The organism is Streptomyces sp. RPT161 (genome assembly GCF_027533845.1).
GTDB classification, from domain to species: Bacteria; Actinomycetota; Actinomycetes; order Streptomycetales; family Streptomycetaceae; genus Streptantibioticus_A; species Streptantibioticus_A silvisoli_A.
Genome location: NZ_JAPZVN010000005.1, coordinates 278,766 through 301,710 on the forward strand (window position 1 = coordinate 278,766; position 22,945 = coordinate 301,710).

Annotated in this window: 21 protein-coding genes and 1 pseudogene; 11 read left to right on the forward strand and 11 right to left on the reverse strand. The window is 69.3% G+C overall.

Features of this window, described 5'->3' with window-relative positions:
- Positions 1 to 96 precede the first annotated feature (96 nt).
- From O5O46_RS14425 to kdpB, 4 genes are all read left to right on the forward strand, one after another.
- The gene (locus tag O5O46_RS14425) at positions 97 to 1,263 is read left to right on the forward strand and encodes a 5-(carboxyamino)imidazole ribonucleotide synthase (protein WP_333482377.1); all 1,167 of its coding nucleotides are present in this window, start codon (positions 97 to 99) and stop codon (positions 1,261 to 1,263) included.
- The gene (gene purE / locus O5O46_RS14430; protein ID WP_269855788.1) at positions 1,260 to 1,784 is read left to right on the forward strand and encodes a 5-(carboxyamino)imidazole ribonucleotide mutase; all 525 of its coding nucleotides are present in this window, start codon (positions 1,260 to 1,262) and stop codon (positions 1,782 to 1,784) included. Before O5O46_RS14425 ends, purE begins: the two co-directional genes overlap by 4 nt.
- An 8-nt stretch (positions 1,785 to 1,792) precedes the next feature.
- Positions 1,793 to 2,983 carry a dipeptidase gene (locus O5O46_RS14435; RefSeq protein ID WP_269855848.1) on the forward strand — a complete coding sequence of 397 codons (1,191 nt, stop codon included), beginning with the start codon at positions 1,793 to 1,795 and terminating at the stop codon, positions 2,981 to 2,983.
- A 189-nt stretch (positions 2,984 to 3,172) separates the two neighbouring features.
- A complete protein-coding gene (gene kdpB / locus O5O46_RS14440) occupies positions 3,173 to 5,302 on the forward strand; it encodes a potassium-transporting ATPase subunit KdpB (RefSeq protein WP_269855789.1) in 2,130 nt (709 codons plus the stop codon).
- A 220-nt stretch (positions 5,303 to 5,522) separates the two neighbouring features.
- Here kdpB and O5O46_RS14445 read toward each other — a convergent pair whose 3' ends face one another.
- The gene (locus O5O46_RS14445; protein ID WP_269855790.1) at positions 5,523 to 6,863 is read right to left on the reverse strand and encodes a UDP-glucose dehydrogenase family protein; all 1,341 of its coding nucleotides are present in this window, start codon (positions 6,861 to 6,863) and stop codon (positions 5,523 to 5,525) included.
- A gap of 200 nt (positions 6,864 to 7,063) precedes the next feature.
- Here O5O46_RS14445 and O5O46_RS14450 point away from each other — a divergent pair, with 200 nt between their 5' ends.
- Together O5O46_RS14450 and O5O46_RS14455 are read left to right on the forward strand one after the other, a co-directional pair.
- On the forward strand, positions 7,064 to 8,221 hold the full coding sequence (locus O5O46_RS14450; RefSeq protein WP_269855791.1) for an acyl-CoA dehydrogenase: 1,158 nt from the start codon (positions 7,064 to 7,066) through the stop codon (positions 8,219 to 8,221).
- Positions 8,222 to 8,618: 397 nt separating this feature from the next.
- A pseudogene (locus O5O46_RS14455) lies at positions 8,619 to 8,945 on the forward strand (Scr1 family TA system antitoxin-like transcriptional regulator); the annotation flags it as partial.
- 108 nt (positions 8,946 to 9,053) lie between these two features.
- Here the strand turns inward: O5O46_RS14455 and O5O46_RS14460 are convergent.
- The 6 genes from O5O46_RS14460 to O5O46_RS14485 form a co-directional block, all read right to left on the reverse strand.
- Positions 9,054 to 10,142, reverse strand: a complete 1,089-nt coding sequence (locus O5O46_RS14460; protein ID WP_269855792.1) for a methyltransferase domain-containing protein — start codon at positions 10,140 to 10,142, stop codon at positions 9,054 to 9,056.
- 416 nt (positions 10,143 to 10,558) lie between these two features.
- On the reverse strand, positions 10,559 to 11,410 hold the full coding sequence (locus tag O5O46_RS14465; RefSeq protein ID WP_269855793.1) for a helix-turn-helix domain-containing protein: 852 nt from the start codon (positions 11,408 to 11,410) through the stop codon (positions 10,559 to 10,561).
- Positions 11,386 to 11,910 (reverse strand): DUF6879 family protein, encoded by a 525-nt coding sequence (locus O5O46_RS14470; protein ID WP_269855794.1) that lies wholly within the window; start codon positions 11,908 to 11,910, stop codon positions 11,386 to 11,388. Before O5O46_RS14470 ends, O5O46_RS14465 begins: the two co-directional genes overlap by 25 nt.
- On the reverse strand, positions 11,897 to 12,088 hold the full coding sequence (locus O5O46_RS14475) for a hypothetical protein (protein ID WP_269855849.1): 192 nt from the start codon (positions 12,086 to 12,088) through the stop codon (positions 11,897 to 11,899). Before O5O46_RS14475 ends, O5O46_RS14470 begins: the two co-directional genes overlap by 14 nt.
- A 163-nt stretch (positions 12,089 to 12,251) precedes the next feature.
- Positions 12,252 to 13,496, reverse strand: coding sequence for an LCP family protein (locus tag O5O46_RS14480; protein ID WP_269855795.1), 1,245 nt, complete (start codon positions 13,494 to 13,496; stop codon positions 12,252 to 12,254).
- A 123-nt stretch (positions 13,497 to 13,619) separates the two neighbouring features.
- On the reverse strand, positions 13,620 to 13,997 hold the full coding sequence (locus tag O5O46_RS14485) for an ATP-binding protein (protein ID WP_269855796.1): 378 nt from the start codon (positions 13,995 to 13,997) through the stop codon (positions 13,620 to 13,622).
- 168 nt (positions 13,998 to 14,165) lie between these two features.
- Here O5O46_RS14485 and O5O46_RS14490 point away from each other — a divergent pair, with 168 nt between their 5' ends.
- Genes O5O46_RS14490 through O5O46_RS14500 form a run of 3 tightly spaced genes read left to right on the forward strand, consistent with a single transcriptional unit; the run spans position 14,166 to position 15,829 of the window.
- Positions 14,166 to 14,978, forward strand: coding sequence for a helix-turn-helix domain-containing protein (locus O5O46_RS14490; protein ID WP_269855797.1), 813 nt, complete (start codon positions 14,166 to 14,168; stop codon positions 14,976 to 14,978).
- Positions 14,975 to 15,229 (forward strand): DUF397 domain-containing protein, encoded by a 255-nt coding sequence (locus O5O46_RS14495; RefSeq protein WP_269855798.1) that lies wholly within the window; start codon positions 14,975 to 14,977, stop codon positions 15,227 to 15,229. The genes O5O46_RS14490 and O5O46_RS14495 overlap by 4 nt, the downstream gene beginning before the upstream one ends.
- Positions 15,230 to 15,277: 48 nt before the next feature.
- Positions 15,278 to 15,829, forward strand: coding sequence for an acyl-CoA thioesterase (locus O5O46_RS14500; RefSeq protein WP_269855799.1), 552 nt, complete (start codon positions 15,278 to 15,280; stop codon positions 15,827 to 15,829).
- A gap of 111 nt (positions 15,830 to 15,940) precedes the next feature.
- On the opposite strand, the gene O5O46_RS14505 is transcribed toward O5O46_RS14500, so the two are convergent.
- Complete coding sequence (locus O5O46_RS14505; protein ID WP_269855800.1) at positions 15,941 to 16,504, reverse strand: TetR/AcrR family transcriptional regulator; 564 nt, start codon at positions 16,502 to 16,504, stop codon at positions 15,941 to 15,943.
- Between the two features lie 107 nt (positions 16,505 to 16,611).
- Between O5O46_RS14505 and O5O46_RS14510 the strand changes: the two genes are divergently transcribed.
- Positions 16,612 to 17,517 carry an SDR family oxidoreductase gene (locus O5O46_RS14510; protein WP_269855801.1) on the forward strand — a complete coding sequence of 302 codons (906 nt, stop codon included), beginning with the start codon at positions 16,612 to 16,614 and terminating at the stop codon, positions 17,515 to 17,517.
- Between the two features lie 175 nt (positions 17,518 to 17,692).
- On the opposite strand, the gene O5O46_RS14515 is transcribed toward O5O46_RS14510, so the two are convergent.
- Positions 17,693 to 18,649 carry an LCP family protein gene (locus O5O46_RS14515; protein ID WP_269855802.1) on the reverse strand — a complete coding sequence of 319 codons (957 nt, stop codon included), beginning with the start codon at positions 18,647 to 18,649 and terminating at the stop codon, positions 17,693 to 17,695.
- A gap of 149 nt (positions 18,650 to 18,798) precedes the next feature.
- Here O5O46_RS14515 and O5O46_RS14520 point away from each other — a divergent pair, with 149 nt between their 5' ends.
- Positions 18,799 to 19,803, forward strand: coding sequence for a glycosyltransferase family 2 protein (locus tag O5O46_RS14520; protein ID WP_269855803.1), 1,005 nt, complete (start codon positions 18,799 to 18,801; stop codon positions 19,801 to 19,803).
- A gap of 112 nt (positions 19,804 to 19,915) precedes the next feature.
- On the opposite strand, the gene O5O46_RS14525 is transcribed toward O5O46_RS14520, so the two are convergent.
- Positions 19,916 to 21,577 carry an LCP family protein gene (locus O5O46_RS14525; protein WP_269855804.1) on the reverse strand — a complete coding sequence of 554 codons (1,662 nt, stop codon included), beginning with the start codon at positions 21,575 to 21,577 and terminating at the stop codon, positions 19,916 to 19,918.
- 114 nt (positions 21,578 to 21,691) lie between these two features.
- Positions 21,692 to 22,939: an LCP family protein gene (locus O5O46_RS14530; protein ID WP_269855805.1), complete on the reverse strand. Its 1,248-nt coding sequence runs from the start codon at positions 22,937 to 22,939 to the stop codon at positions 21,692 to 21,694.
- Positions 22,940 to 22,945 lie beyond the last annotated feature (6 nt).

The window sequence follows — 22,945 nt, forward strand, 5'->3', positions numbered from 1 at the left end:
GGTTGATCGCCGTTCCGCGTCGTCACGCAACGCGCGTAGATTCATCCGGAGTGTCCTCGCCTATACCCTGGCCTGGTGACATTCCCCGTAGTCGGCATGGTCGGGGGCGGACAGCTCGCCCGTATGACGCACGAGGCGGGCATCCCGCTCGGCATTCGTTTCAAACTGCTCTGCGATGGTCCGCAGGACTCCGCGGCACAGGTCGTCCAGGACGTGGTGATCGGCGACTATCGCGATCTTGAGACGCTTCGGGAGTTCGCCAAGGGCTGTGATGTGGTCACTTTCGACCACGAACACGTTCCGACCGAGCATCTGCGGGCGCTGGAGGCCGAGGGCGTCGTCATCCGGCCGGGGCCCGAGGCGCTGTTGCGCGCCCAGGACAAGGGGGCGATGCGGGACGCGCTGACCGCGATCGGGGTGCCGTGCCCGCGGCACCGGATCGTCGCCGACCCGGCGGACGTGGCGGCCTTCGCCGCCGAGACCGGTGCCGCTGCGCATAGCGCCTCGGAGGATGGCGGCGGACGACGGGCGGGCGGCTTCCCCGTCGTGTTGAAGACCGTGCGCGGTGGATATGACGGCAAGGGGGTTTGGGTCGTCCACGACACCGAAGAGGCGGGTGAGCCCTTCAAGGCCGGTGTGCCGGTGCTCGCCGAGGAGAAGGTCGACTTCGTGCGGGAGCTCGCCGCCAACGTCGTCCGCTCCCCGCACGGCCAGGCCGTCGCCTACCCGGTGGTGGAGTCGATCCAGGTCGACGGCGTCTGCGACACCGTGATCGCGCCCGCGCCGGAACTGTCCGCCGAACTGTCCGCGCGGGCCCAGCAGCTCGCGCTGACCATCGCCGGGGAACTGGGCGTCGTCGGCCATCTCGCGGTCGAACTGTTCGAGACCCGGGACGGCCGGATCCTGGTCAACGAGTTGGCGATGCGTCCGCACAACAGCGGCCACTGGACCCAGGACGGCGCCGTCACCTCGCAGTTCGCCAACCATCTGCGGGCCGTGCTCGACCTGCCGCTGGGCGACCCGCGCCCGCGCGCCCGGTGGACCGTCATGGCCAACGTGCTCGGCGGCGACTACCCCGACATGTACCACGCGTACCTGCACTGCATGGCCCGGGACCCCGGCCTCAAGATCCACATGTATGGCAAGGACGTGAAGCCGGGCCGTAAGGTCGGCCACGTCAACACCTACGGCGACGACCTGGCCGACGTGCGTGAGCGCGCCCGCCACGCCGCCGACTACCTGCGAGGAACGATCACCGAATGAACTCCCCCCTCGTCGGCATCGTCATGGGGTCCGACTCCGACTGGCCCGTAATGGAAGCCGCCGCCAAGGCACTCGAAGAGTTCGAGATCTCCTACGAGGTCGACGTGGTCTCGGCGCACCGCATGCCGCGCGAGATGGTCGGGTACGGGGAGCGGGCGGCCGGGCGCGGCCTGAAGGCGATCATCGCGGGTGCGGGCGGCGCCGCCCATCTGCCCGGCATGCTCGCCTCGGTCACCCCGCTCCCGGTGATCGGCGTGCCCGTGCCGCTGAAGTACCTGGACGGCATGGACTCGCTGCTGTCCATCGTGCAGATGCCCGCCGGGGTGCCGGTGGCCACCGTCTCCGTCGGCGGGGCGCGCAACGCGGGGCTGCTCGCGGTGCGGATGCTGGCCGCGCACGACGAGGAACTCCTGGAGCGGATGCGGCACTTCCAGGAGGACCTCAACCACCAGGCCACCGAGAAGGGCAAGCGGCTGCGCGCCAAGGTCGGCACCCAGGGCTCCTTCGGGTTCGGTAAGTGAGCGGCGCGATGGACGACCTCGCCCGCGCGCGTGAACTCCTCGCCGCGCACCCGGTGGTTGACGGCCACAACGACCTGCCGTGGGCGCTGCGCGAACAGGTCCGCTACGACCTCGACCGGCTCGACATCGCCACCGACCAGCGCGCCTCGCTGCACACGGACATACCCCGGCTGCGCGCCGGCGGCGTCGGCGCCCAGTTCTGGTCGGTCTACGTACGCGCCGACCTCACCGGCGACGACGCGGTCAGCGCGACCCTCGAACAGATCGACGTCGTACGGCAGTTGACCGAGCGCTACCCGGCGGACCTGCGGCTGGCCACCACCGCGGACGACATGGAGGCGGCTCGGGCCGAAGGGCGGATCGCCTCGTTGATGGGCGCCGAGGGCGGCCACTCCATCAACAACTCCCTTGCCACGCTACGGGCGTTCCACGCGCTCGGGGTGCGCTACATGACGCTGACCCACAACAGCAACGTGCCGTGGGCGGACTCCGCCACCGATGAGCCGCGGGCGAACGGGCTCACCCGCTTCGGCGAGGAGGTGGTACGGGAGATGAACCGCTGCGGCATGCTGGTCGACCTCAGCCATGTCTCGGCCGACACCATGCGCGACGCGCTGCGGGCGACCTCGGCGCCGGTGGTCTTCTCGCACTCCTCGTCCCGTGCGGTCTGCGACCATCCCCGCAACATCCCGGACGACGTACTGGAGTTGCTGCCCGGCAACGGCGGAGTGGCGATGGCCACGTTCGTGCCGAAGTTCATCCTCACCGAGGCCATCGAGTGGACCCTGGGCGCCGACGAGAACATGCGCGCCAACGGTCTGCACCCGCTGGACTCCACGCCCAGGGGCATGGAGGTGCAGCGGGCCTACGAGGAGCGCAACCCGCGCCCGATCGCCACCGCGGCCACCGTCGCCGACCACCTTGACCACATGCGCGAGGTCGCGGGCGTCGACCACATCGGCGTCGGCGGTGACTTCGACGGCACCGCCTTCGTGCCGAAGGGCCTGGACGACGTCGCGGGCTACCCCAACCTGATCGCCGAACTGCTGCGCCGCGGCTGGTCGGACGCCGACCTGGCCAAGCTGACCTGGCACAACGCGGTACGGGTGCTGCGCGACGCGGAGGCGGTCGGCCGCGACGAGCGGGCCAGGCGCGGCCCGTCCAACGCGACCATCGAACAGCTGGACGGAATGCGCTAGTTGTCGGGTGTGGTCGCGTAAGGGGCGTGTCAATCCGCGCGGCCACACCGCCAAGGGCGCATCAAGAGCATCCGGGCGCGCTGCCCGCAGCCGATTGGCTGGATGGCACCGGTGCCCACCGGTGCCCGCGCCGGGGCGGTCAGCCGCGGGGCGGAGTTTCCCTTCGTCACCGTAGCGATGGATTCCGCCATGTCCTTTCTGGCGCCTGAGAAGGTCGTTGTCTCCGATGCCCACCAGCCCACCAGGCACTCCGCGGCCGGCTCGCTGCGGGTCTCCGCGGGGCTGATCGATTCCAGGCAGCTGGTCGCCGCCCTGCCCGAGGCGCTGCGCAAGCTGCATCCACGGCGCATGATCAGGACGCCGGTGCTGTTCGTGGTCGAGGTGGGGGCCACGCTCACCGCGCTGTCCGCGGTGCTGTCGCCCACCGTGTTCGCCTGTGTGATCACCGTCTGGCTGTGGTTGACGGTGGTCTTCGCCAACCTCGCGGAGGCGGTGGCCGAGGGCCGCGGCAAGGCGCAGGCCGAGTCGCTGCGCAGGACGCGCATGCAGACCACGGCGCGCCGGCTGCACCGCTGGCGGGTGGGTCTGGACGACTGCCCCGAAGAGGTCGTCGCGTCAACGGAGTTGAAGCCGCAGGACTTCGTGGTGGTGGAGGCCGGGGAGGTCATCCCCGGTGACGGCGAGGTGATCCACGGCATCGCCTCGGTCGACGAGTCCGCCATCACCGGTGAGTCCGCGCCGGTCATCCGGGAGGCGGGCGGGGACCGCTCGTCGGTCACCGGCGGCACCAAGGTGCTCTCCGACCGCATCATCATGCGCATCACCTCCAAGCCCGGCGGAACGTTCATCGACCGGATGATCGCGCTGGTCGAGGGCGCGGAGCGGCAGAAGACGCCCAACGAGATAGCCCTGAACATCCTGTTGGCGTCGCTGACCATCGTCTTCATCCTGGTCGTCGTCACCCTGCAGCCGATGGGGCGGTACGCCGGCTCCGAGCAGTCCACGATCGTGCTGGTCGCGCTACTGGTGACGCTGATCCCCACCACCATCGGCGCGCTGCTGTCGGCGATCGGCATCGCGGGCATGGACCGGCTGGTGCAGCGCAACGTCCTGGCCATGTCCGGCAGGGCGGTCGAGGCCGCGGGTGATGTGTCCACGTTGCTGCTGGACAAGACCGGCACCATCACGCTGGGCAACCGGCACGCGGCGGAGTTCCTGCCGCTGGACGGCATCGAGGACTGGCAGCTCGCGGACATCGCCCAACTGTCCTCACTGGCCGACGAGACGCCTGAGGGCCGTTCGGTGGTGGTACTGGCCAAGGAGCGGTACGGGCTGCGGGAGCGGCAGCAGGGGGAGCTGCCGGGGGCGCTGTTCGTGCCCTTCACGGCGCAGACCCGGATGAGCGGGGTGGACCTCGCCGACGGGCGGATGATCCGCAAGGGGGCGGCGGCGGCCGTCGCCGGCTGGGTCGTGCAGCGCGGCGGCCGGGTGCCGGACGGACTCGGCCGGATGGTGGAGGACGTCTCCTCCTGTGGCGGCACCCCGCTGCTGGTCGCGGTCGAGGACGCCTACGGGGCAAGGGCGTTGGGCGTCATCCACCTCAAGGACGTGGTCAAGGACGGCATCCGGGAGCGGTTCGCGCAACTGCGCAGGATGGGCATCAAGACCGTCATGGTCACCGGCGACAACCCGCTGACCGCCCGCGCCATCGCGCAGGAGGCGGGCGTGGACGAGTTCCTGGCCGAGGCGACACCCGAGCAGAAGCTGGCGCTGATCAAACGGGAGCAGGCGGGCGGCAACCTGGTCGCGATGACCGGCGACGGCACCAACGACGCGCCCGCGCTGGCCCAGGCGGACGTCGGTGTGGCGATGAACACCGGCACCTCGGCCGCCAAGGAGGCCGGGAACATGGTGGACCTGGACTCCAACCCGACCAAACTGATCGACATCGTCCAGGTCGGCAAGCAACTCCTCATCACCCGCGGCGCGTTGACGACCTTCTCGATCACCAACGACGTGGCGAAGTACTTCGCGATCATCCCCGCGATGTTCGCGGGCGTCTATCCGGGCCTGGACAAGCTCAACATCATGGGTCTGCACAGCCCGCAGTCCGCGATCACCTCGGCGATCATCTTCAACGCCCTGATCATCGTCGCCCTGATCCCGCTGGCCCTGCGCGGCGTCCGCTACACCCCCGCCTCGGCCCACGACCTCCTCCGCCGCAACCTGGCCGTCTACGGCCTCGGCGGCCTGATCCTCCCGTTCCTCGGCATCAAGGCGATCGACATGGCCATCCGGTTCGTGCCGGGTCTGGGGTGAGTCAGCGGGGACTACGTGTCCGCCGGGAGCATCGGGGGGCGAACGCGAAGGGCGCGCCCCCAGGGAACTCCGCCCTCTCGGCGTACGGGGTGATGCGGCGGTATCCGTACCGGCTGTCGATCGGCTGACGGTGCACGACGATGGCCGCGCGGGGGGCGGCGATGACGTGGAGGCGATGCCGGCGCGGGCTCGCCGAGTCGGCCAGCCAGAAAGGCAACCCTCACGCCAGCGGGCGCCCCATAGCGCGGAAGGCCCACCCGGCGCTGCGCCACAGCGCCGGGTCCAGCGCGTTGCGGCCGTCCAGGATGCGGCGTTCGGCGGCGGCCTCGCCGAGGGCGGCCGGGTCCAGGTCGCGGAACTCGCGCCACTCGGTGAGGTGCAGCACGACGTGGGCGCCGCGGACCGCGTCCAGGGCGGTGGGGGCGTAGCCCAGGGTCGGGAACAGCTTGGCGGCGTTGTCCATGCCCTTGGGGTCGTAGACGGTGACCTGGCCGCCCTGCAGGTGTATCTGGCCCGCCACATTGAGCGCGGGCGAGTCGCGCACGTCGTCGGAGTCGGGCTTGAACGAGGCGCCCAGCACCGCGATCCGCTTGCCCAGGAAGCCGCCGCCGCACGCCTCGCGGGCCAGCTCCACCATGTGGCCGCGGCGCCGCATGTTGATCGAGTCGACCTCGCGCAGGAAGGTCAGCGCCTGGTCGGCGCCGAGTTCTCCGGCCCTGGCCATGAAGGCGCGGATGTCCTTGGGCAGGCAGCCGCCGCCGAAGCCGATTCCGGCGCGCAGGAACTTGTGGCCGATCCGCTCGTCATGGCCGATCGCCTCGGCGAGCTTGACCACGTCGCCGCCCGCCGCCTCGCAGACCTCGGCCATCGCGTTGATGAACGAGATCTTGGTGGACAGGAACGAGTTCGCCGCGTTCTTCACCAGCTCCGCGGTCGCGTAGTCGGTGACGACGAACGGCGTGCCTGCTGTGACGGGCGTCGCGTAGACCTCGCGCAGCAGCTTCTCCGCCCGCTCGGAGCGCACGCCGACCACGATCCGGTCCGGGTGCAGGGTGTCCTCGACCGCGAACCCCTCGCGCAGGAACTCCGGGTTCCAGGCCAGCTCAGCGGCCTGCCCGGCCGGGGCCAGCTCGGCGATCCGGTCCGCCAGCCGGGCCGCGCTGCCCACCGGCACGGTGGACTTGCCGACCACCAGGGCGGGCCGGGTCAGATGGGGGGCGAGGGACTCGATCGCGGCGTCCACATAGGACATGTCGCAGGCGTACTCGCCGTGCTTCTGCGGGGTGTTGACACAGACGAAGTGCACATCGCCGAACTCGGCGACCTCCTGCCAGGAGGTGGTGAACCGCAGCCGCCCGGTGGCGCCCTCGATCCCCGCGACGTGCCGGGCCAGCAGCTCGTCAAGACCCGGCTCGTACATCGGCACCCGGCCCGCCGACAGCGCCTCGATCTTCGCCGGATCGATGTCCAGCCCCAGCACCTCGAAGCCCAGCTCCGCCATGGCGGCGGCGTGGGTGGCGCCCAGGTAGCCGGTGCCGATCACGGTGAGCTTCAGCGTCACGGGGTCTGCCTTTCGGGGTCCGCCTGGGTGCCGCGCCTGGGGCGCCGCTGGGTGCGTCAGCCGAGCATAGTCGGGCATTGCGCTGGGCATATCCGCCGCTGTCGGCAACCTCACGTATCCGTGGTACGCCCTACCGCTCTAGAATTAGGTTACTTAACGGTAGTTAGCAGGCGCTCAGCGGATCTTGGGAGTGAGACACCTTGGCGGGTTCGACCGATTTCGATCTCTACCAGCTGTCCGAGGAGCACCAGATGCTCCGGGACACGGTGCGCTCGCTCGCCGAGGCGAAGATCGCCCCGTTCGCGGCCGAGGTGGACGAGCAGGCGCGCTTCCCGCAGGAGGCGCTCGACGCGTTGGCGGGCGCCGACCTGCACGCGGTCCACGTGCCCGAGGAGTACGGCGGCGCCGGGGCCGACGCACTGGCCACCGTCCTGGTCATCGAGGAGGTCGCCCGGGTCTGCGCCTCCTCCTCGCTGATCCCCGCGGTCAACAAGCTCGGCTCGCTGCCGGTCATACTCTCCGGCTCCGAGGACCTGAAGAAGAAGTACCTGGGCCCGCTCGCCAAGGGCGACGCGATGTTCTCGTACTGCCTGTCCGAGCCGGACGCCGGTTCCGACGCCGCGGGCATGAAGACCAAGGCGGTGCGCGACGGCGACCACTACGTACTCAACGGTGTCAAGCGCTGGATCACCAACGCGGGCGTGTCCGAGTACTACACGGTGATGGCCGTCACCGACCCGGAGCAGCGCTCCAAGGGCATCAGTGCCTTCGTGGTCGAGAAGTCCGACGAGGGCGTCTCCTTCGGCGCCCCCGAGAAGAAGCTCGGCATCAAGGGCTCGCCGACCCGCGAGGTCTACCTCGACAACGTGCGCATCCCCGCCGACCGCATGATCGGCGCGGAGGGCACCGGCTTCGCCACCGCGATGAAGACCCTCGACCACACCCGCATCACCATCGCCGCCCAGGCCCTCGGCATCGCCCAGGGCGCGCTGGACTACGCCAAGGGCTACGTCAAGGAGCGCAAGCAGTTCGGCAAGGCGATCGCCGACTTCCAGGGCATCCAGTTCATGCTCGCCGACATGGCGATGAAGCTGGAGGCCGCCCGTCAGCTCACCTACGCGGCCGCAGCCAAGTCCGAACGAGTCGACGCCGACCTGACGTTCTTCGGTGCCGCCGCCAAGTGCTACGCCTCCGACGTCGCGATGGAGATCACCACCGACGCTGTCCAACTCCTCGGCGGCTACGGCTACACCCGTGACTACCCGGTCGAGCGCATGATGCGCGACGCCAAGATCACCCAGATCTACGAAGGCACGAACCAGGTCCAGCGGATCGTGATGGCGCGCAATCTGCCGTAGAGCGGTCTCCGCAGGTCAGCGGCCTCTTCGGCCGTCCGCGAGCCGTGATCGGCTTTCGGCCCGTTCGGGTCTGCTTCGGGCCGGTCACGGGCGTCATGCTGGGGAAGTCCTGGGCTGACGCCGGGCGGGGCCGCTTCTGACCGCACAAACACAACGGCCCCCCGGCACTGTGCCGGGGGGCCGTTCGTATGGGTTCTGTCAGGCGACTTCCGTCTGGCGGGGCGTTCGTTTGACGGTACGAGAGCGGGTGGTCACTCGTCCTCAGGCGGGACGATGGACCCCGCGTTGGCCCGGCACCCGGTTTCTCGTCTTGACGGGCCTGCTCCGCGTCCACGCGTTCCCCTTCCGGTACCGAAGGTCAGCAGACTACTGGCCGCCCTCACCACTCCCACCCGAACTGGAGGAGTCGGTGTTGCGGTACCGGCTGTGCAGCGCCGAAACCAGGGCGGCACAGCTCGGCCACTTGCTCGGGGTCATGGACCTTCAGAACGTCGCCTTGGGCATCGTCCCGTTCTCGGCACAGCGGAACGTGTGGCCCATGCCGACCTTCACGATCTTCGATGACGGCAGGGTGCACGCGGACACGCTGGACGCTGCTTCCACGCTCACACAGCCCAGCCAGGTGGAGCTGTACTCCCGAGCCTTTGAGCGGCTCTCACAGGGGGCCGCGCGGGGAGCGGCAGCGCGTTCCCTGATAGCGGATGCGGTGGCATCCCTGAAGTGACCCCGCGTGCCCCTCGCGCAGGTCCAGCGGATCGTGATGGCGCGCAATCTGCCGTAAGGCGGCACGCTATGTCACGGTGCCCCCGCCTCGGCGGGGGCACCGCCGTCTTCACCGGATGGTGTTCCGTGGCTCGTCCAGCCACACCTGCTGCCCCTGTGCGCCCACCGTCAGTCCGAACCGGGAGCGCTCCGGGCGGCCCAGCGCCTTCCAACGCCGGTGGGCCCATAGGTTTCGGGGGCCGAACTGTTCCGTGCCGTAGGCCGGTTGGCCCGGTGCGTACTCGATCGTGGCCCATGACCGCTTGTCGTTCGCCAGCAGCCACAAGGTGGCCTCATCGCTACCGTCGTCGGCGTTGCACCACACGAGCGAGGCATGGGGGAGATGCAGGCTGGCGAAGAACAGGGCGTCGTCCTGAACAAGTTCGCGCGGATCCGCGTCCGAGCTGTCCGTCCGCCCCTTCTCACCGTGGTGCACGTCCTCGATGGCGTGGTGCACGTCCCGGTGCTGGCGGGCGAACATGAACGCCGGATTCCCCGAGAACGCCCCCTGCGCCGTGCCCTTCGCGACGTCCAGGGTCGCGAAGGAGCCGGAGAAGAAGCTGTTGCCCCACGGCGCGACGATCTTGGCCCCCGGTTCGGCCTGCTCGACCCAGGCGTACGGGATCTCGCGCACGGTGCAGGCGGCCAGGATGCCGCCGCTGTATGGCGCTTGGTCCCGGCAGCCGTTGAGCCCGTCTCCGATCACCACGTGCGGGGTGAAGCCCGCCGCGGCCAGGTTCTTGATCGCCTGCCTGGCCACGGCCTCGTCGTACTCGACGGTCGTCACCCGCTCGTCACCGAGCCGGTGGCACAGCCACGCCGCGTTGTAGCCGGTGCCCGTGCCGATCTCCAGCACGCTGCGGTTCGCATCGACCTTCAGCAGGTCGAGCATCTCCAGCATGATCGACGGCTTCGAACTGGACGAGGTGGGGAGCGCGTTCCCTTCCCAGTCCTGTGTTCCGTCGTTGACCTGCGTGACGATCGGCAGGTCACCGTAGACGATGCGGCGCCACCGCTGCGGGTCCGTGGACTTGTCCACGTTCCCGAAGACCTCGGGAATGAACAGCCCCCGGTCCACGGAGGCCACGGCGTCCCGCCACTCCGGGGGCAGCGCACCTTTGTTGTGCAGCATCTCCACGAGCCGCTGAGGCGTGCTCACCGTCACCTCACTTCTGGTCGGGCTTGGGAAGATTCGTCGGGGGCCGCTCACGGTGCCCGTCCTGCGGCGCGGTGTCGGGCTTGCCGGAGTGCTTGCCGCCTTTGTCGTCGCCCATGTCTCAATGCCCCTTTGCGGTGTGTCGTTTGGTGGGGATCGGCTGAGGGTCTGGTCCGGGCCGGGGGCCGGTGGGGGTGGCCATGGCGATTGCCCCCTTGTAGGTCGGCATCTCAACCATTGCGGGACACCTCCAGCCGGTGGGCGTCATCGCGGTGCCTGCGGGTCAGGACGCGGACATCGGTCTCCTGGCTCTTGTCCTTCGCCGCCTTGGCCGCCATCAGCCGCATCGCCAGTGTTCGGCACTCCGGGCAAGTTGGGTTTTCCGTGCGGCCATGCTGTGGTTTTCGCGTGGCGAAGGGCTAGCCCGTTTCCTGTTCCCCCAACAATTCATCGCGGATGCCTGCGACCATCGCCCGCACGTCCTGGCCCGCAACGGCTATTTGTTCGAAGCCTTCGAACTTCTTCACATACAGGGCTATGTCGCGTGGGTCGGTGACGACGACCTCTGCGTGCACGGTCTCCACCGTTACCAAACGGTTGTCCCTGATGACGAAGGAATGCGCCGGGAAGTCATTTTGTGGCGTTGACAACGGCACGACACGGATGTCGATGTTGGAGAGGCGGGAGACCGCGATGAGCCGGTCAAGTTGCAGTGCCAGCACGGCTGGAGGGACGATGCGCCATCGCAGAACGGGTTCAGTGATGATGAACCGGAACGTCTTGGACGTGTCATAGAGGACGCTCTGGCGTGCAAGGCGTGCGCCAATGACGCGAGATAGTTGGTCCTTTTCGAGGCCTTTGCGGTTCCAGACCGCCCGAACGTACTCAGGCGTCTGGAGAAGTCCCGGGACCAGGGAAGGCTGAAACAGCCTCAGCAGGCTTGTCCTTGATTCGAGTGCCTGGATCTGCTGCTGCTTGCGGTGGAACCCCAGACGACGGTAGAGACGCCATGCCACCGCCTCGGTGGCTGCCGCCCGGGCCGCGGCCATGTACTCGGACCTGACGGATTCCGACACTCCCAGGGCCGTGAGGATCTGCTCGACGTCAACCACGCTGGGCGCCATGTTGCCGGTCTCGATCTTGCTGAGCTTGGACCTGGACATGGCCGCGCTGCGGGCGACGGTCTTGGCCTCCAGGCCGGAGGCCTCCCGCAACGTCCGCAGCGCGGTGCCCAGTTCGGATCGGTTCACTCGCCGTGCTTCGACCACCACTGCGGGAATGGTTCGGCGTGCGCCAGCGCCGTGTCCCGGTACGTCTTGAAATCGGTGAGCCTGTCGGCTCCCAGGAATTCGGCGCCCAGGAACTTACCGTTTCCGTCGTAGTTCATGGCACTGATCACTTGGTTGTCGAACAGCCAGAAGTCGGGAGCTTCGGGGATGGGATTCTCCTGTTCGGTGATGTCGAGGATGAAGAACTCCTCGCCCACCGCCATGTTGCGTTGGTAACCCCAACCGAATTCAAACCGCAGGTAGTCCGTGAGCGGCCGGGACACGATGTGTACCCGGTACACCCGCCTTCCGGCCCGCGTGGCGTTGCGTACCGTCGTCACCCAGTCCGACGACTTGAACTCCTCCGGTTGCTCCTGGCCAGCGAGGAAGGCGTGGTAGGCGTCGACGCTGCCTGACCGGCTGTAGTCGTCGAGGGTTTCCAGTCGGAACGCCTCCTGCTCGAACTCCGAGAACGACTTGCTCAGAGTCCTAGATGAGGTCATCGCGGGCGGCCTTTCGGATGAGGTCGACAGGAATTTCGACCAGCGTCTCGTGCGGCGAAACAATCAGACCGTGGTCGGCTATCCGTTCTCCCTGGATGGCGAGCGTTCCCCGGTCGGTGCGGTAAATGGTGGGGCAGTCGCCCTCTTCGCACTCACCTACGAGTCGTGTCAGCTTCACGGCCACTTCGTTGCCCTCCGGGCGTCAGTCAGTCGTGTCCCATGCATCGTCCCGAGCTGTTAGGGCGCAGGACAAGGGGGTCCGGTTTCTGGAACTGGAAACCGGCGACGGCCCCCGGCGCAGTGCCGGGGGCCGTCGCATCAAGTGGGCGCGTCGAGTGGCGTCAGCTGCCTACGCGTTCGTCGTTCTGGAGCTTGTCGAAGAGGATCTTGGCCTCGGTCTTGTTCCACAGCAGCGCGTCGCCGTCCGCCGTCGGGTAGTTGGGGTTGGCGACGGGAACCACCGTCGACGTGCCCTGGCCACCCGAGACGTCCTTCATGGCCAGCGCCATCTGCGCCAGGTCGTACAGGCTCATGCCCTTGTCCACGGTCAGCGTCTCAAGGCCCGCGCCCAGCACCGGGTACAGCTTGAACGGGTTCAGCAACGTCCCCGGCGTGGCCGTCTGCTGGGCGACCGCGTGCAGGAACTGCTGCTGGTGCTGCTCACGGCCGAGGTCCTGGTTGGCCTCCTGGTGGCGCTCCCGCACGTACGCCAGCGACTGCGCGCCGTTGAACGTCTGGCAGCCCGCCTTGAAGTCCGCGCCCGAGTCCTTGTCCTTCAGCGGCTTGTCGAGGCACATGTTCACGCCGCCCAGCGCGTTGACCAGGTTCACGAAGCCGCCGAAGCCGATCTCCGCGTAGTGGTCGATGTGCAGGCCCGTGTTGTACTCGACCGTCTGCGCCAGCAACTGGCCGCCGCCCCACGAGAACGCCACGTTCAGCTTGTGCTTCGACGCCGGATACTGCTTGCCCGACGCCCCGGTGAACGCCGGGATCGTCACATAGCTGTCCCGCGGCAGGCTGATCAGCGTGTCCCCGTTCGAGCCCACGTGCAGGACCATCATCGTGTCGCTGTTGCCGAACTGCCCCTCGTTGTCGCTGCCGACGTGCAGGTCCTGCTGCTGCTGAGCCGAGAGGTTGCTGCGGTTGTCGGAACCCGCGATCAGGTAGTTCGTGCCCTTGTCCTGCGGCGGACGGTTCTGCAGCGCGCTGAGGTCGATCTTCCGGGACAGCTTGCCGTCCGCCCAGAAGTACGTGCCCACCGATGTGACCAGCAACACCACGACCAGCGTCAGCACGCCGTACGTGATCCGCTTGCGCCAGTTCTTCGGGCGGCCCGCCCGCGCCCGGCCCGAACGGTACGTACCGTTGCCGTTACCGCCCGCTTGCTGCGGCACCCCGCCGCGTGCCGCCGCCCTGCGCGGCGACAGCTCCGGCGGCAACGGCGGCTCGGCGCCCGACCCCTGCGGCTGGGGCGGGGGAGAGTACGACGGCGGTCCGTAGCCGCCCTGCCGCCTGTGCACATGCGGCATCACGCGAGCGCCTTCCGGCTCGCCGTCCTCGGTCCAACCCTCGGGCCATCCGTTCATGCTTTGCAGTGTGCCTGCTGGACCTACGAGACGCTGTGTCCGGAACCATTCTGTAGCCGGACTGATGGATTGGTCACAGGACTGCCATGATCGCGGACTTTCCGTGATCATGGAACCGCCCGACTACGCACCGTGAGTGTCTTCCGGGAACGCGTTCAGCACGAACCACACCTCCTTACCGGCCCCCTTCACCTCGAACCCCCAGGCGTTCGCGGTCTCGCTCAACAGGAACAGCCCGCGCCCCCGCTCCGACATGTGGTCCGGCTCCCGCATCACCGGTGGGGACGGCTCGGTGTCGCGCACCGAAACCCGAATGCCCTGCGCTATACGGCGCAGCTCCAGCGCGCATTCCGGGTTCGCCGTGTGCTTGTGGACGTTGCTCAGCAACTCCGTCACGCACATCGCCGCCGCGGGCCGCAGGTCCTCCAGGCCCCACTCGCGCAGCCGCGCACCGACGAAACGCCGCACAGCGGCCAACACGTGCGGCTCCGCACGCAGCATCAACTGGCATCCCGCACCGCTTACTTGAGCGGGGACCGCGATCGGGGGAACTTCCGGCTTCATGACCTCAACGATTCTCGCCTGGGACTACCGTGACCAGCCCGACAGACGGTACGGCTAGTTAGTGCGGTTACCCGCTGGGGCGGGGCGGAGGAGGGGCGGTGCGGGATGGACGAACATGACGGCACGCCGGTTGGGTTGCTGATCTTCGGCTGCCAGCAGCGGGCGCTGCGGGAGCGGGCGGGGCTCACCCAGGCGGAGTTGGCCAGCAGGGTCAACTACTCGGAATCGCATGTCCGGTCGGTTGAGAGTGGGCGACGGCGCCCAAAGCCCGAGTATGTTCGGGCCGTTGACGAGGCGCTGGGCGCCCAGGGCCTGTTGAAGGCTGCGGCTGAGCCGATCATGCAGCTGAAGTATCCGGCGTGGTTCATCCGGTACGTCGAGGCTGAGGCCGAGGCCGTCAAGCTCTACGCGTATGACGCGAACGTGTTGAACGGCCTGCACCAAACGGAGGATTACGCGCGAGCTGTCCTCAGTGCTCACGTTCCGATGCTCGACGAGTCGGAGGTTGAGCGGCTCGTACAGGGACGACTTGAGCGCCAAACCCTGTTCACCCGCAAGCCGGCACCCACGCTCGGCTTCGTGATCGAGGAGTGGTTGCTACGACGTCCCGTCGGTGGCCGTGCAGTGATGAAGGCGCAGCTTCAACGACTGCTTGAGGTCGGCGAGATGCGTAACGTCTCGATCCAGGTCCTGCCGATGGCATGCGAGTCGCACGCCGGGTTCGACGGGCCGCTGACGCTGCTGGAGACGCCAGAAGGGCGCAACGTGGGGTACGTCGAAGGGCAGGCCGGGAGTACCTTCGTCACCAAGTCGAACGAACTCACTGTGCTCGAACAGCGATATGGCACGCTGCGGGCGCAAGCCCTCAGTACGGGGGAGTCCGCGAGCCTTATCGACCGCTTGGCAGGAGAGCTATGAGTACCGCCAACCTCGCGTGGTTCAAGAGCAGTTACAGCGGAAGCGACGCCGGGGAATGCATAGAAGTCGCCTTCGATTGGCGTAAGTCCAGCTACAGCGGCAGTAACGGCGGCCAGTGCATTGAGGTCGCCACCTGTCCCACCGCCGTCCACGTACGGGATTCCAAGGACCCCGAAGGTCCGGCCCTCGCCTTCACTCCCACCGAGTGGTCCGCCTTCCTCCGGCTTGCCGTCTCCGTGGGGAACTCGTAACGAAACCCGCCACGGCGCCCCCGCTCGGGGGCGCCGTATGGTGGCCGCATGGCAAATCTCGTCACCAATAGCCCGGAGGGTGATCTTCCGGGTAAGCCGACCTCTGTGTCCCGCACCACGCTGTCGCACATCATGACGGCGTCCGACACGAACCTGCTGGGTACCGTGCACGGTGGCGTGATCATGAAACTGGTCGATGACGCGGCGGGCGCGGTGGCCGGCCGGCACTCCGGCGGCCCCGCCGTCACCGCGTCGATGGACGAGATGGCGTTCCTGGAGCCTGTTCATGTGGGCGACCTGGTCCATGTCCAGGCCCAGTGCAACTGGACCGGTCGCAGCTCGATGGAGATCGGTGTGCGGGTCCTCGCGGAGCGGTGGAACGAGTCCACGCCCGCGACGCACGTCGGCAGCGCCTACCTGGTATTCGCCGCGGTGGACGGGGAGGGCAAGCCGCGCGCGGTGCCGCCCGTACTGCCGGAGACGGAGAAGGACCGCCGCCGCTTCGAGGAGGCCCAGATCCGCCGCACCCACCGACTGGCCCGCCGCCGCGCGATCAAGGACCTGCGCGAGCGCCGCGTCGCAGAGGGGATCGACGACTAGGCGGTCCCGTTCGGAACACCTGGCGGGCCAGAGGAAGACGCCGCGGCGGCAACGGCCCGATCCGCGCCCGCCGCGCATGGTCACCACCGCGCACAGACCTCAAGAAGCGGCCTATCCCGCAACGACCGCCCGCAGGTCGGCGAGCGACTCGTCCATGAGCCGCCGCAGGGCCTCTGGGTCGTCCTGCCGCACCCAGCGCCCGAACGCGCTGTGGAAGATGGTGACGCCGGTCTGCGCGGCCAGCTCGGCGGCCGGGTCGGCGACCCCGCGCGCCCGCAGCGCGTCCGCCAGCGCGTCCGCCAGCTTCGCCAGCTTGATCAGCTCGCGCTCGTGCAGCTCCGGGTTGGCGGCGATGATCCTCGCCCGGATGCGGGCGAGGGGGTGACGCTCGCTGAACAGCTCCGCCACGGCGTCCAGCCCTACCTTGACCGCGTCGATCGCGCCGACGTCCGGCGGCGCGTTCCTCACCGCGGTGGCCCAGTGGTCCTGCAACTGGGCGGAGCCCATGAACAGCACCTCGCGCTTGTCCGAGAAGTAGCGGAAGAAGGTGCGCTTGGTCAGGCCCGCCGACTCGGCGATCTCCGCGACGGTCGTCGCCTCGTAGCCACGCTCGTCAAAGAGCGTCATTGCCGCCTTGACCAGGCGGCCGGCGGCATCCGGTTTCCAGCGGGACATGGGCTTGAGCGTAACTGATGTCATCAGGTGACATGGCAGTGCTATGGTGATGACACCAAGTGACATGCCGCGCAGTGCGGCCGTCACATGCACCGGAGGGTTTCCGCATGCGTGTCTTCGTCACCGGCGCCTCAGGCCACATCGCCTCCGCCGTCATCCCGGAACTTCTGTCCAACGGCCACCAGGTCGTCGGCCTGGCCCGCTCCGACGCCTCGGCCGCTGCCGTCGAGGCGCTCGGCGCCGAGGTGCGCCGCGGTGACATGGCCGATCAGGACGGGCTGGCCGCGGCCGCCCGCGAGGCGGACGGCGTCATCCACCTGGCCTTCGACCACGGCATGATGCGCTCCGGCCAACTGGCGGAGGCCGCCCAGGGCGAGCTGGCCGCGGTCAAGGTCTTCGGCCAGGCGCTGGCTGGGACCGGCAAGCCACTGGTCACCACCTCGGGCACGCTGATGCTGGCGATGTCCGGTATCAAGGACCGCGCCGGTACCGAGGAGGACGTCATCCCCGGCGGTCCGCGCGTGGACAGTGAGAACCACGTGATCGGTCTGGCGGAGCAGGGTGTGCGCTCCTCCGTGGTCCGCCTGGCGCCGATGGTCCACTCGGACCTCGACAAGCACGGCTTCACCACCGCGCTGATCGGTTTCGCCCGTGAGCACGGCACCGCCGCCTACGTGGGCGATGGTGCCAACCGCTGGCCGGCCGCCGACACGCGTGACATCGGTGTGCTCTACCGCCTGGCGCTGGAGAAGGCCCCGGCCGGAACCCGCCTGCACGGCGTGGGGGACGAGGGCATCCCGTTCAGGACGGTGGCGGAGACGATCGCCTCGCAGCTGGGCGTGGAGGCCAGGAGCGTGACGCCGCAGGAGGCCCCGCAGTACCTGGGGTTCCTGGCGGCCTTCGCGCAGATCGACGGGCTGGTGTCCAACACCCGCACGCGCGAGCTGCTGGGCTGGGAGCCCACCCGGCCGGGCTGGGTGGAGGACGTGAAGTCAGGCCACTACTTCGCCTGAGGCCACGCTCCGGGCGGACGTGCTCTGACTGACAAGGCGTGGTCGCCCCGCGCCGTCCGCGGTAACCACGCGGACTGGGCAGCCCGGGTGCGTGATCGCGGGCAGGTGTTCGGGATGCGGCCGGGTGCGACGGGCGGACGCGACCGTCCGTACCTTCCGGGACCCTGCCCGCCCTTCATCCGTTGCCCTGCCGTTCGCCGATCTTCGCCGGGATCGGGCGGTCCTGGCGGATCGCGCGAAAGAGGACGGAGGCCTTGGCGTCGTCCCACTTCACCGTCGAACCCACGCCGGGAACCTGGTAGTTGACGTCGGCGGCCGGGACCGGGGCGAACTCGGTCCTGGTGGGGCGGAGGTCCCGTACCGCGTCGGCGGGGGTCAGTGGCGTGTCGGTGCGGACCGAGTGCCGGATGGCGTCGATGGCGCGCTTCAGGGCGGTGGGGTCGCTGGAGCGCGCGCGGTCCAGCACGCCCGCCGCGAACTCGCGCTGCCGCCGCATTCGGCCGATGTCCGCGCTGGGATCGGCGTAGCGCACGTACCGCAGGGCCCGGTCGCCGTTGAGCAGGCTCTCGCCCGCGGGCAGGTCGAGGCCGGAGGCGGGGTCGTGCAGCGGATGCCGGACGTGGACGGGGACGCCACCGAGCGCGTCCACGGTGCTGACCAGGGCGGCATGGTCCAGCTGCGCGTAGTGGTCGATGTGGACGCGGGTCATCCGCTCGACCGTGCGGATGGTCAGCGGCAGGCCGCCGAGCGCGTACGCCGCGTTGATCCGCCCTGGCCGAATCGTTTCGCCGAACCGGTCCCTGCGCGGCGGTAGTTCGGAGAACGGCACGTAGGAGTCGCGGGGGATGCTGACCACCGAGATCCGCGACCGGTCCTGGGACAGATGCACCAGCATGATCGTTTCCGCGCACTGGCACGCCCGGTCCGTGCCGACCAGCAGGGTGTTCACTCCCGGGCCGGGCTTCGGCGGACGGCTGCCGAAGCCGCCGAAGGCGTGGACGCCGTACCCGAGGCCGCTGGTGGCCAGCACCGCCAGCGAGACGGCCGAGGCGATGCGCAGCAGCCGGCGGTCGCGGAGCCAGGGGCGGTACGGATGAGGGCGCGGCGGGCGCCATGGGACTGAGGCGGGCATGGGCGGCGGAACCTCCCCGGGTACGGCCTGCGGAACCCTTCACGCTAGGTGCGGGGCGGCCGTGGCCGGGGCGCCCACGCCGCCGTACCGCCGGGGGCCACCCGGGCGGCGCGCGCCGGGTTCCGCCGTTAGCGGTAACGTGTCGGCCGATGAACGCCGTGAACACCTCCCCGCCCGCCGTCTCCGTGATCATGCCGGTGCTCAACGAGGAGCGCCATCTGCGCGAGTCCGTGCGGCACATCCTGGCCCAGGACTATCCGGGCGAACTGGAGGTGGTGATCGCGCTCGGGCCGTCCACCGACCGTACCGACGAGATCGCGGCGGAGCTGGTCGCGGAGGACCCGCGGGTGCTCACGGTGCCGAACCCGACGGGTCGTACGCCCGCCGCGCTCAACGCGGCGATCAAGGCGTCGCGGCATCCGATCGTGGTCCGGGTGGACGGGCACGGGATGCTCTCGGCGAACTACATCGCCACCGCCGTGCGGCTGCTGGAGGAGACCGGGGCCGACAACGTCGGCGGGATCATGCACGCCGAGGGCGAGAACGCCTGGGAGCGGGCGGTCGCCGCGGCGATGACCTCCAGGATCGGCGTGGGGAACGCCGCGTTCCACACCGGTGGGCAGGCGGGTCCGGCCGAGACCGTCTATCTGGGCGTCTTCCGGCGCGAGGTGCTGGAGCGGCAGGGCGGCTACAACGAGGAGTTCATCCGCGCGCAGGACTGGGAGCTGAACTTCCGGATCCGTGAGGCGGGCGGGCTGATCTGGTTCTCGCCGGAGCTGAGGGTCTCCTACCGGCCCCGGCCGAACGTGCGGGAGTTGGCCAAGCAGTACCGCAACTACGGGCGGTGGCGGCATGTGGTCGCCCGGTACCACTCGGGGTCGATCAACCTGCGGTACCTTGCGCCGCCCGCGGCGGTGCTGGGGATCGCGGCGGGGGCGGTCGTCGGTGCGCTGGTGCATCCCGTGGGCTGGGTGGTGCCCGGTGCCTATGCGGCGGGGATCGCCCTGGGGTCGGTTCCCGCGGGGAAGGGGCTCGACGCCGCGGCCCGGGTTCGGATTCCTGTCGCGCTGGCGACCATGCACATGTCGTGGGGCTGGGGGTTCCTGACCAGCCCGAAGTCGCTCGCGCGACGCGTCATCGCCAGCCGCCGCTAGGCGGCTCCCGCCCGGCTGGGGCGCGGGGTTGTGCCCTGTTTCCTGCGGGGCCGTGCCCCGGCGCCCCCAACCCGGCCGCGCGCCAGGTCCTCAAGCGCCGGACGGGCTGAACTCACTTGGCGCAGATGTCCTCGTCGGCCTGGACGTGTTGGACGTCCGTGGGGGCCGTCGTCGGGGCGGGCGGAGGGCTCAGCGGCTTGCCGGGGGCGGTGAAGTCCTTGCCGAGGGTGAGGGTCATGGGGGCGCGCGGTGCGGCGTTCGTCGTCCCCTGCTTCAGGGCCGCGGCGGACAGGCCCATCATCGCTGCCAGGCGGCGGGCCTGGTCGGCCTGGTTGGGGGCGTAGACCAGCGTCGTCTTGTCGATGGTGCCGGGCGCGTTGCCGCCGTTGCTGGACCGGGTGACGCCCTCGGTGTTCTGCAGCCAGTCGAGGGTCGCCTGGGCGGCGCCGAACGTACCGCTGCCGTTGAGGACGTTGACCCGTACGTTGATCGGCGCGGCCTTCGGGCCGTCCAACGGGCTGGGCGCGTGGGAGGCGGACGCCTTGGTCCCGACCGACGTCAGCGAGTTGTCCGCCTGCACCATCTCGAACAGCTCCTTCGCGGAAGGGTTGTTGAGCACCACGCTCGTGTGCACCTTCTCCGCGGGGTTGTCCACCACCGGCACCGTCGCGAAGGTGATGTTCTTCGGCGGCACCGAACTCAGGTCCTGCGCCAGCTCGCTGAGCTTCTTCACCGAGCCGATCCCGGTGTCGACGGTGAGCGCCTTGGTCGCCACGTCCGCCAGCGACCACAGCTTCTGCGGATCGGTGAGGGTGCCGCTGGACTTCATCTTGCGGATCAGCGAACTCAGGAACTGCTGCTGGAGCTTGATGCGGTCGAGGTCGCCGCCGAATCCCACCGAGTGCCTCGTGCGGACGAACGCCAGCGCCTGCTCACCCTCCACGACATGGTGGCCCTTGCTCAGCCTGAGACCGGAACCGCCCTTGTCGTCGATGTCCTTGGCCAGGCAGACGTCAACCCCGCCGACCGCCGTCGAAAGGTCCTTGACCGCGTTGAAGTTGGCCATCATGAAGTGGTCGATCCTCAGTCCGGTGAGCGCCTCCGCGGTGCGCATGGTGCAGCCGGGGTCGCGGCCCTCCTGGCCGAGGCTGGTGTTGAAGCGCACGTTGTGCTCGCCGGGGATGACCTTGGTCGAGCCGTCCTTCTGCCTGGTCGGGCAGTCCGGGATGTCGGTGATCAGGTCGCGCGGAATGCTCAACGCCGTGGCGTTGCTGCGGTCCTTGGAGACGTGGAACAGGATCGTGGTGTCGGCATGGCCGACGCTGCCCGCGTCCCCGTACTGGTGGCCGAGGCCCACCCGGCTGTCGGTGCCGATCACCAGGATGTTCATCGGGCCGTCGGTGGTGGCGTTCCGGCTGCCCGCGTCGCCCACGTCAACGGTGTTGATGTTGTTGTTGAAGTGCTGGTAGACGAGGTAGCCGCCGATGCTCACCGCGACGAGCGCGAACCCGACGCCGCCCGCGGTCCACACCAGCGCCCTGCGCTTCCTCGACGCTTTGGGCTTGGCCTTGCGGCGGCCGTTCGCCCTACGGGACGCGCGCGGGGCGTTTTCGGTGGGCGCGGCGGTGTCCTGAACAGGCGCCGGTTCGCCGGGAGTCGGCGTGCTGACGTCCGGCTGCCCGGGGGCGTCCAGCCGCAGTTGGTACGTTCCGGTCTGCGGATCGAGCACCCACTGGTCGGCGGGGTCGGTCTCCCCACGGCGTTGCGCGTCCACGGTCGCCGAGCCCTCCGTCGCTGCGAGGCGTTCACACTTAGCCGCCAAGTTCAGCGTCTTAACCGCTCTCGTGACAAATCGGCGATCGGATTGTTGTCTTATTGGGGTTTTTGGCTAATGGTGCTTTTGGTCGCACCCGTCATGGGCCGCGGTGGTACCGAGGTACGTGGGCATCGTGCTGGGCGACGGTGGCGGCGCCTTGCCGTCGTCCGCTCCGGGCGGCGCCTGGTCGCCGCCGGCCCGGTCCTGCGGGGGCTGGTCCGCGGTGCTGGTCGGGGCGGGCGGCCGTACCGCCACCAGCTGGTCCGCGCGCAGCGCGGCGAACAGCTGGTCGGCCTGCGGGTGCATCAACTGGTCCCGGTTGTAGTCGTCGACGTACGGCTCGCGCGGCACGGTGAGGAAGCGGATCTGGTCGGTCGGCGTCTTCTGCAGGCCGCGGATCACGTCGTACAGCTTGGTCAGCGAGTTCAGCCCGGGGTCGGCGGTGATGGACGAGGTCGCGGCGTCCAGCACCGGGTACAGCTTGGCGGGGTTGTAGAGCACGCCGTTGCTCTGCATCTTGCGCACCAGCGAGGCCAGGAAGCCCTGTTGCCGGTCCATCCGCTCGGTGTCGCTGCCGTCGCCGAAGCCGTGCCGGGAACGTACGTAGCCCAACGCCTGCTCGCCGTGCAGCAGTTGGCGGCCCGCGGCGAGGTCCAGCTTGGCGTCCCGGTCGTGCACCCGGTAGGGGACGCAGACCTCGACGCCGTTGACCGCGTCCACCATCCGCTTGAAGCCGGTGAAGTCCAGCTGCACGTGGTGGTCGACGCGGATGCCGGTCAGCTGCTCCACGGTACGGATCGTGCAGGCCGCGCCACCCCAGGCGAAGGACCAGTTGAACTGGGCGAACTGCGCGGTCGTCTGGTGCCCGTCCGGCTTGCGGCAGCTCGGCACGTTCACCATCAGGTCGCGCGGGATGCTGACCGCGGTCGCGCTGCCCCGCCCGGCCGCCAGGTGCAGCAGGATCACGGTGTCGGAGCGGGCGGTTCCGCTGTCCGCGCCGTACGCGCCGTTGTCGCCGCCGCGGCTGTCGGTACCGATGATCAGCACGTTGTCGGTGCCGTTGGCGCCGGGCGGCGGGCGCTCGGCCATGTGGCGGCGCAGCTCGGCCTCCGCGCCGGTGTCGGTGCGGATGTTGTCCTCAAGGTGCTCGTAGAGCAGCCAGATCACTCCGGCGCCGACCACCAGCAGCAGCGCCGAGGCCAGCGCGACGCAGCGCAGCCAGCGCTGGCGGCGAAGGGGCCGTCTGCGGGGATCGCCCGGCGGGCGCGCGGGTAGGTACCGGCGTGCCCACCGGGCGGGCGGCCCTTCCCTGTCGGACACGGCGGC

Excerpts from the sequence above, each read along its gene's own strand:
- O5O46_RS14490 (WP_269855797.1), top strand. The coding sequence starts at position 14,166 with ATGGACGAACATGACGGCACGCCGGTTGGGTTGCTGATCTTCGGCTGC.
- O5O46_RS14520 (WP_269855803.1), top strand. The coding sequence starts at position 18,799 with ATGAACGCCGTGAACACCTCCCCGCCCGCCGTCTCCGTGATCATGCCG.
- O5O46_RS14480 (WP_269855795.1), bottom strand. The coding sequence starts at position 13,496 with ATGAACGGATGGCCCGAGGGTTGGACCGAGGACGGCGAGCCGGAAGGC.
- purE (WP_269855788.1), top strand. The coding sequence starts at position 1,260 with ATGAACTCCCCCCTCGTCGGCATCGTCATGGGGTCCGACTCCGACTGG.
- O5O46_RS14485 (WP_269855796.1), bottom strand. The coding sequence starts at position 13,997 with ATGCTGCGTGCGGAGCCGCACGTGTTGGCCGCTGTGCGGCGTTTCGTC.
- O5O46_RS14515 (WP_269855802.1), bottom strand. The coding sequence starts at position 18,649 with ATGCCCGCCTCAGTCCCATGGCGCCCGCCGCGCCCTCATCCGTACCGC.
- kdpB (WP_269855789.1), top strand. The coding sequence starts at position 3,173 with ATGTCCTTTCTGGCGCCTGAGAAGGTCGTTGTCTCCGATGCCCACCAG.
- O5O46_RS14500 (WP_269855799.1), top strand. The coding sequence starts at position 15,278 with ATGGCAAATCTCGTCACCAATAGCCCGGAGGGTGATCTTCCGGGTAAG.
- O5O46_RS14510 (WP_269855801.1), top strand. The coding sequence starts at position 16,612 with ATGCGTGTCTTCGTCACCGGCGCCTCAGGCCACATCGCCTCCGCCGTC.
- O5O46_RS14505 (WP_269855800.1), bottom strand. The coding sequence starts at position 16,504 with ATGTCCCGCTGGAAACCGGATGCCGCCGGCCGCCTGGTCAAGGCGGCA.
- O5O46_RS14470 (WP_269855794.1), bottom strand. The coding sequence starts at position 11,910 with ATGACCTCATCTAGGACTCTGAGCAAGTCGTTCTCGGAGTTCGAGCAG.
- O5O46_RS14435 (WP_269855848.1), top strand. The coding sequence starts at position 1,793 with ATGGACGACCTCGCCCGCGCGCGTGAACTCCTCGCCGCGCACCCGGTG.
- O5O46_RS14425 (WP_333482377.1), top strand. The coding sequence starts at position 97 with ATGGTCGGGGGCGGACAGCTCGCCCGTATGACGCACGAGGCGGGCATC.
- O5O46_RS14495 (WP_269855798.1), top strand. The coding sequence starts at position 14,975 with ATGAGTACCGCCAACCTCGCGTGGTTCAAGAGCAGTTACAGCGGAAGC.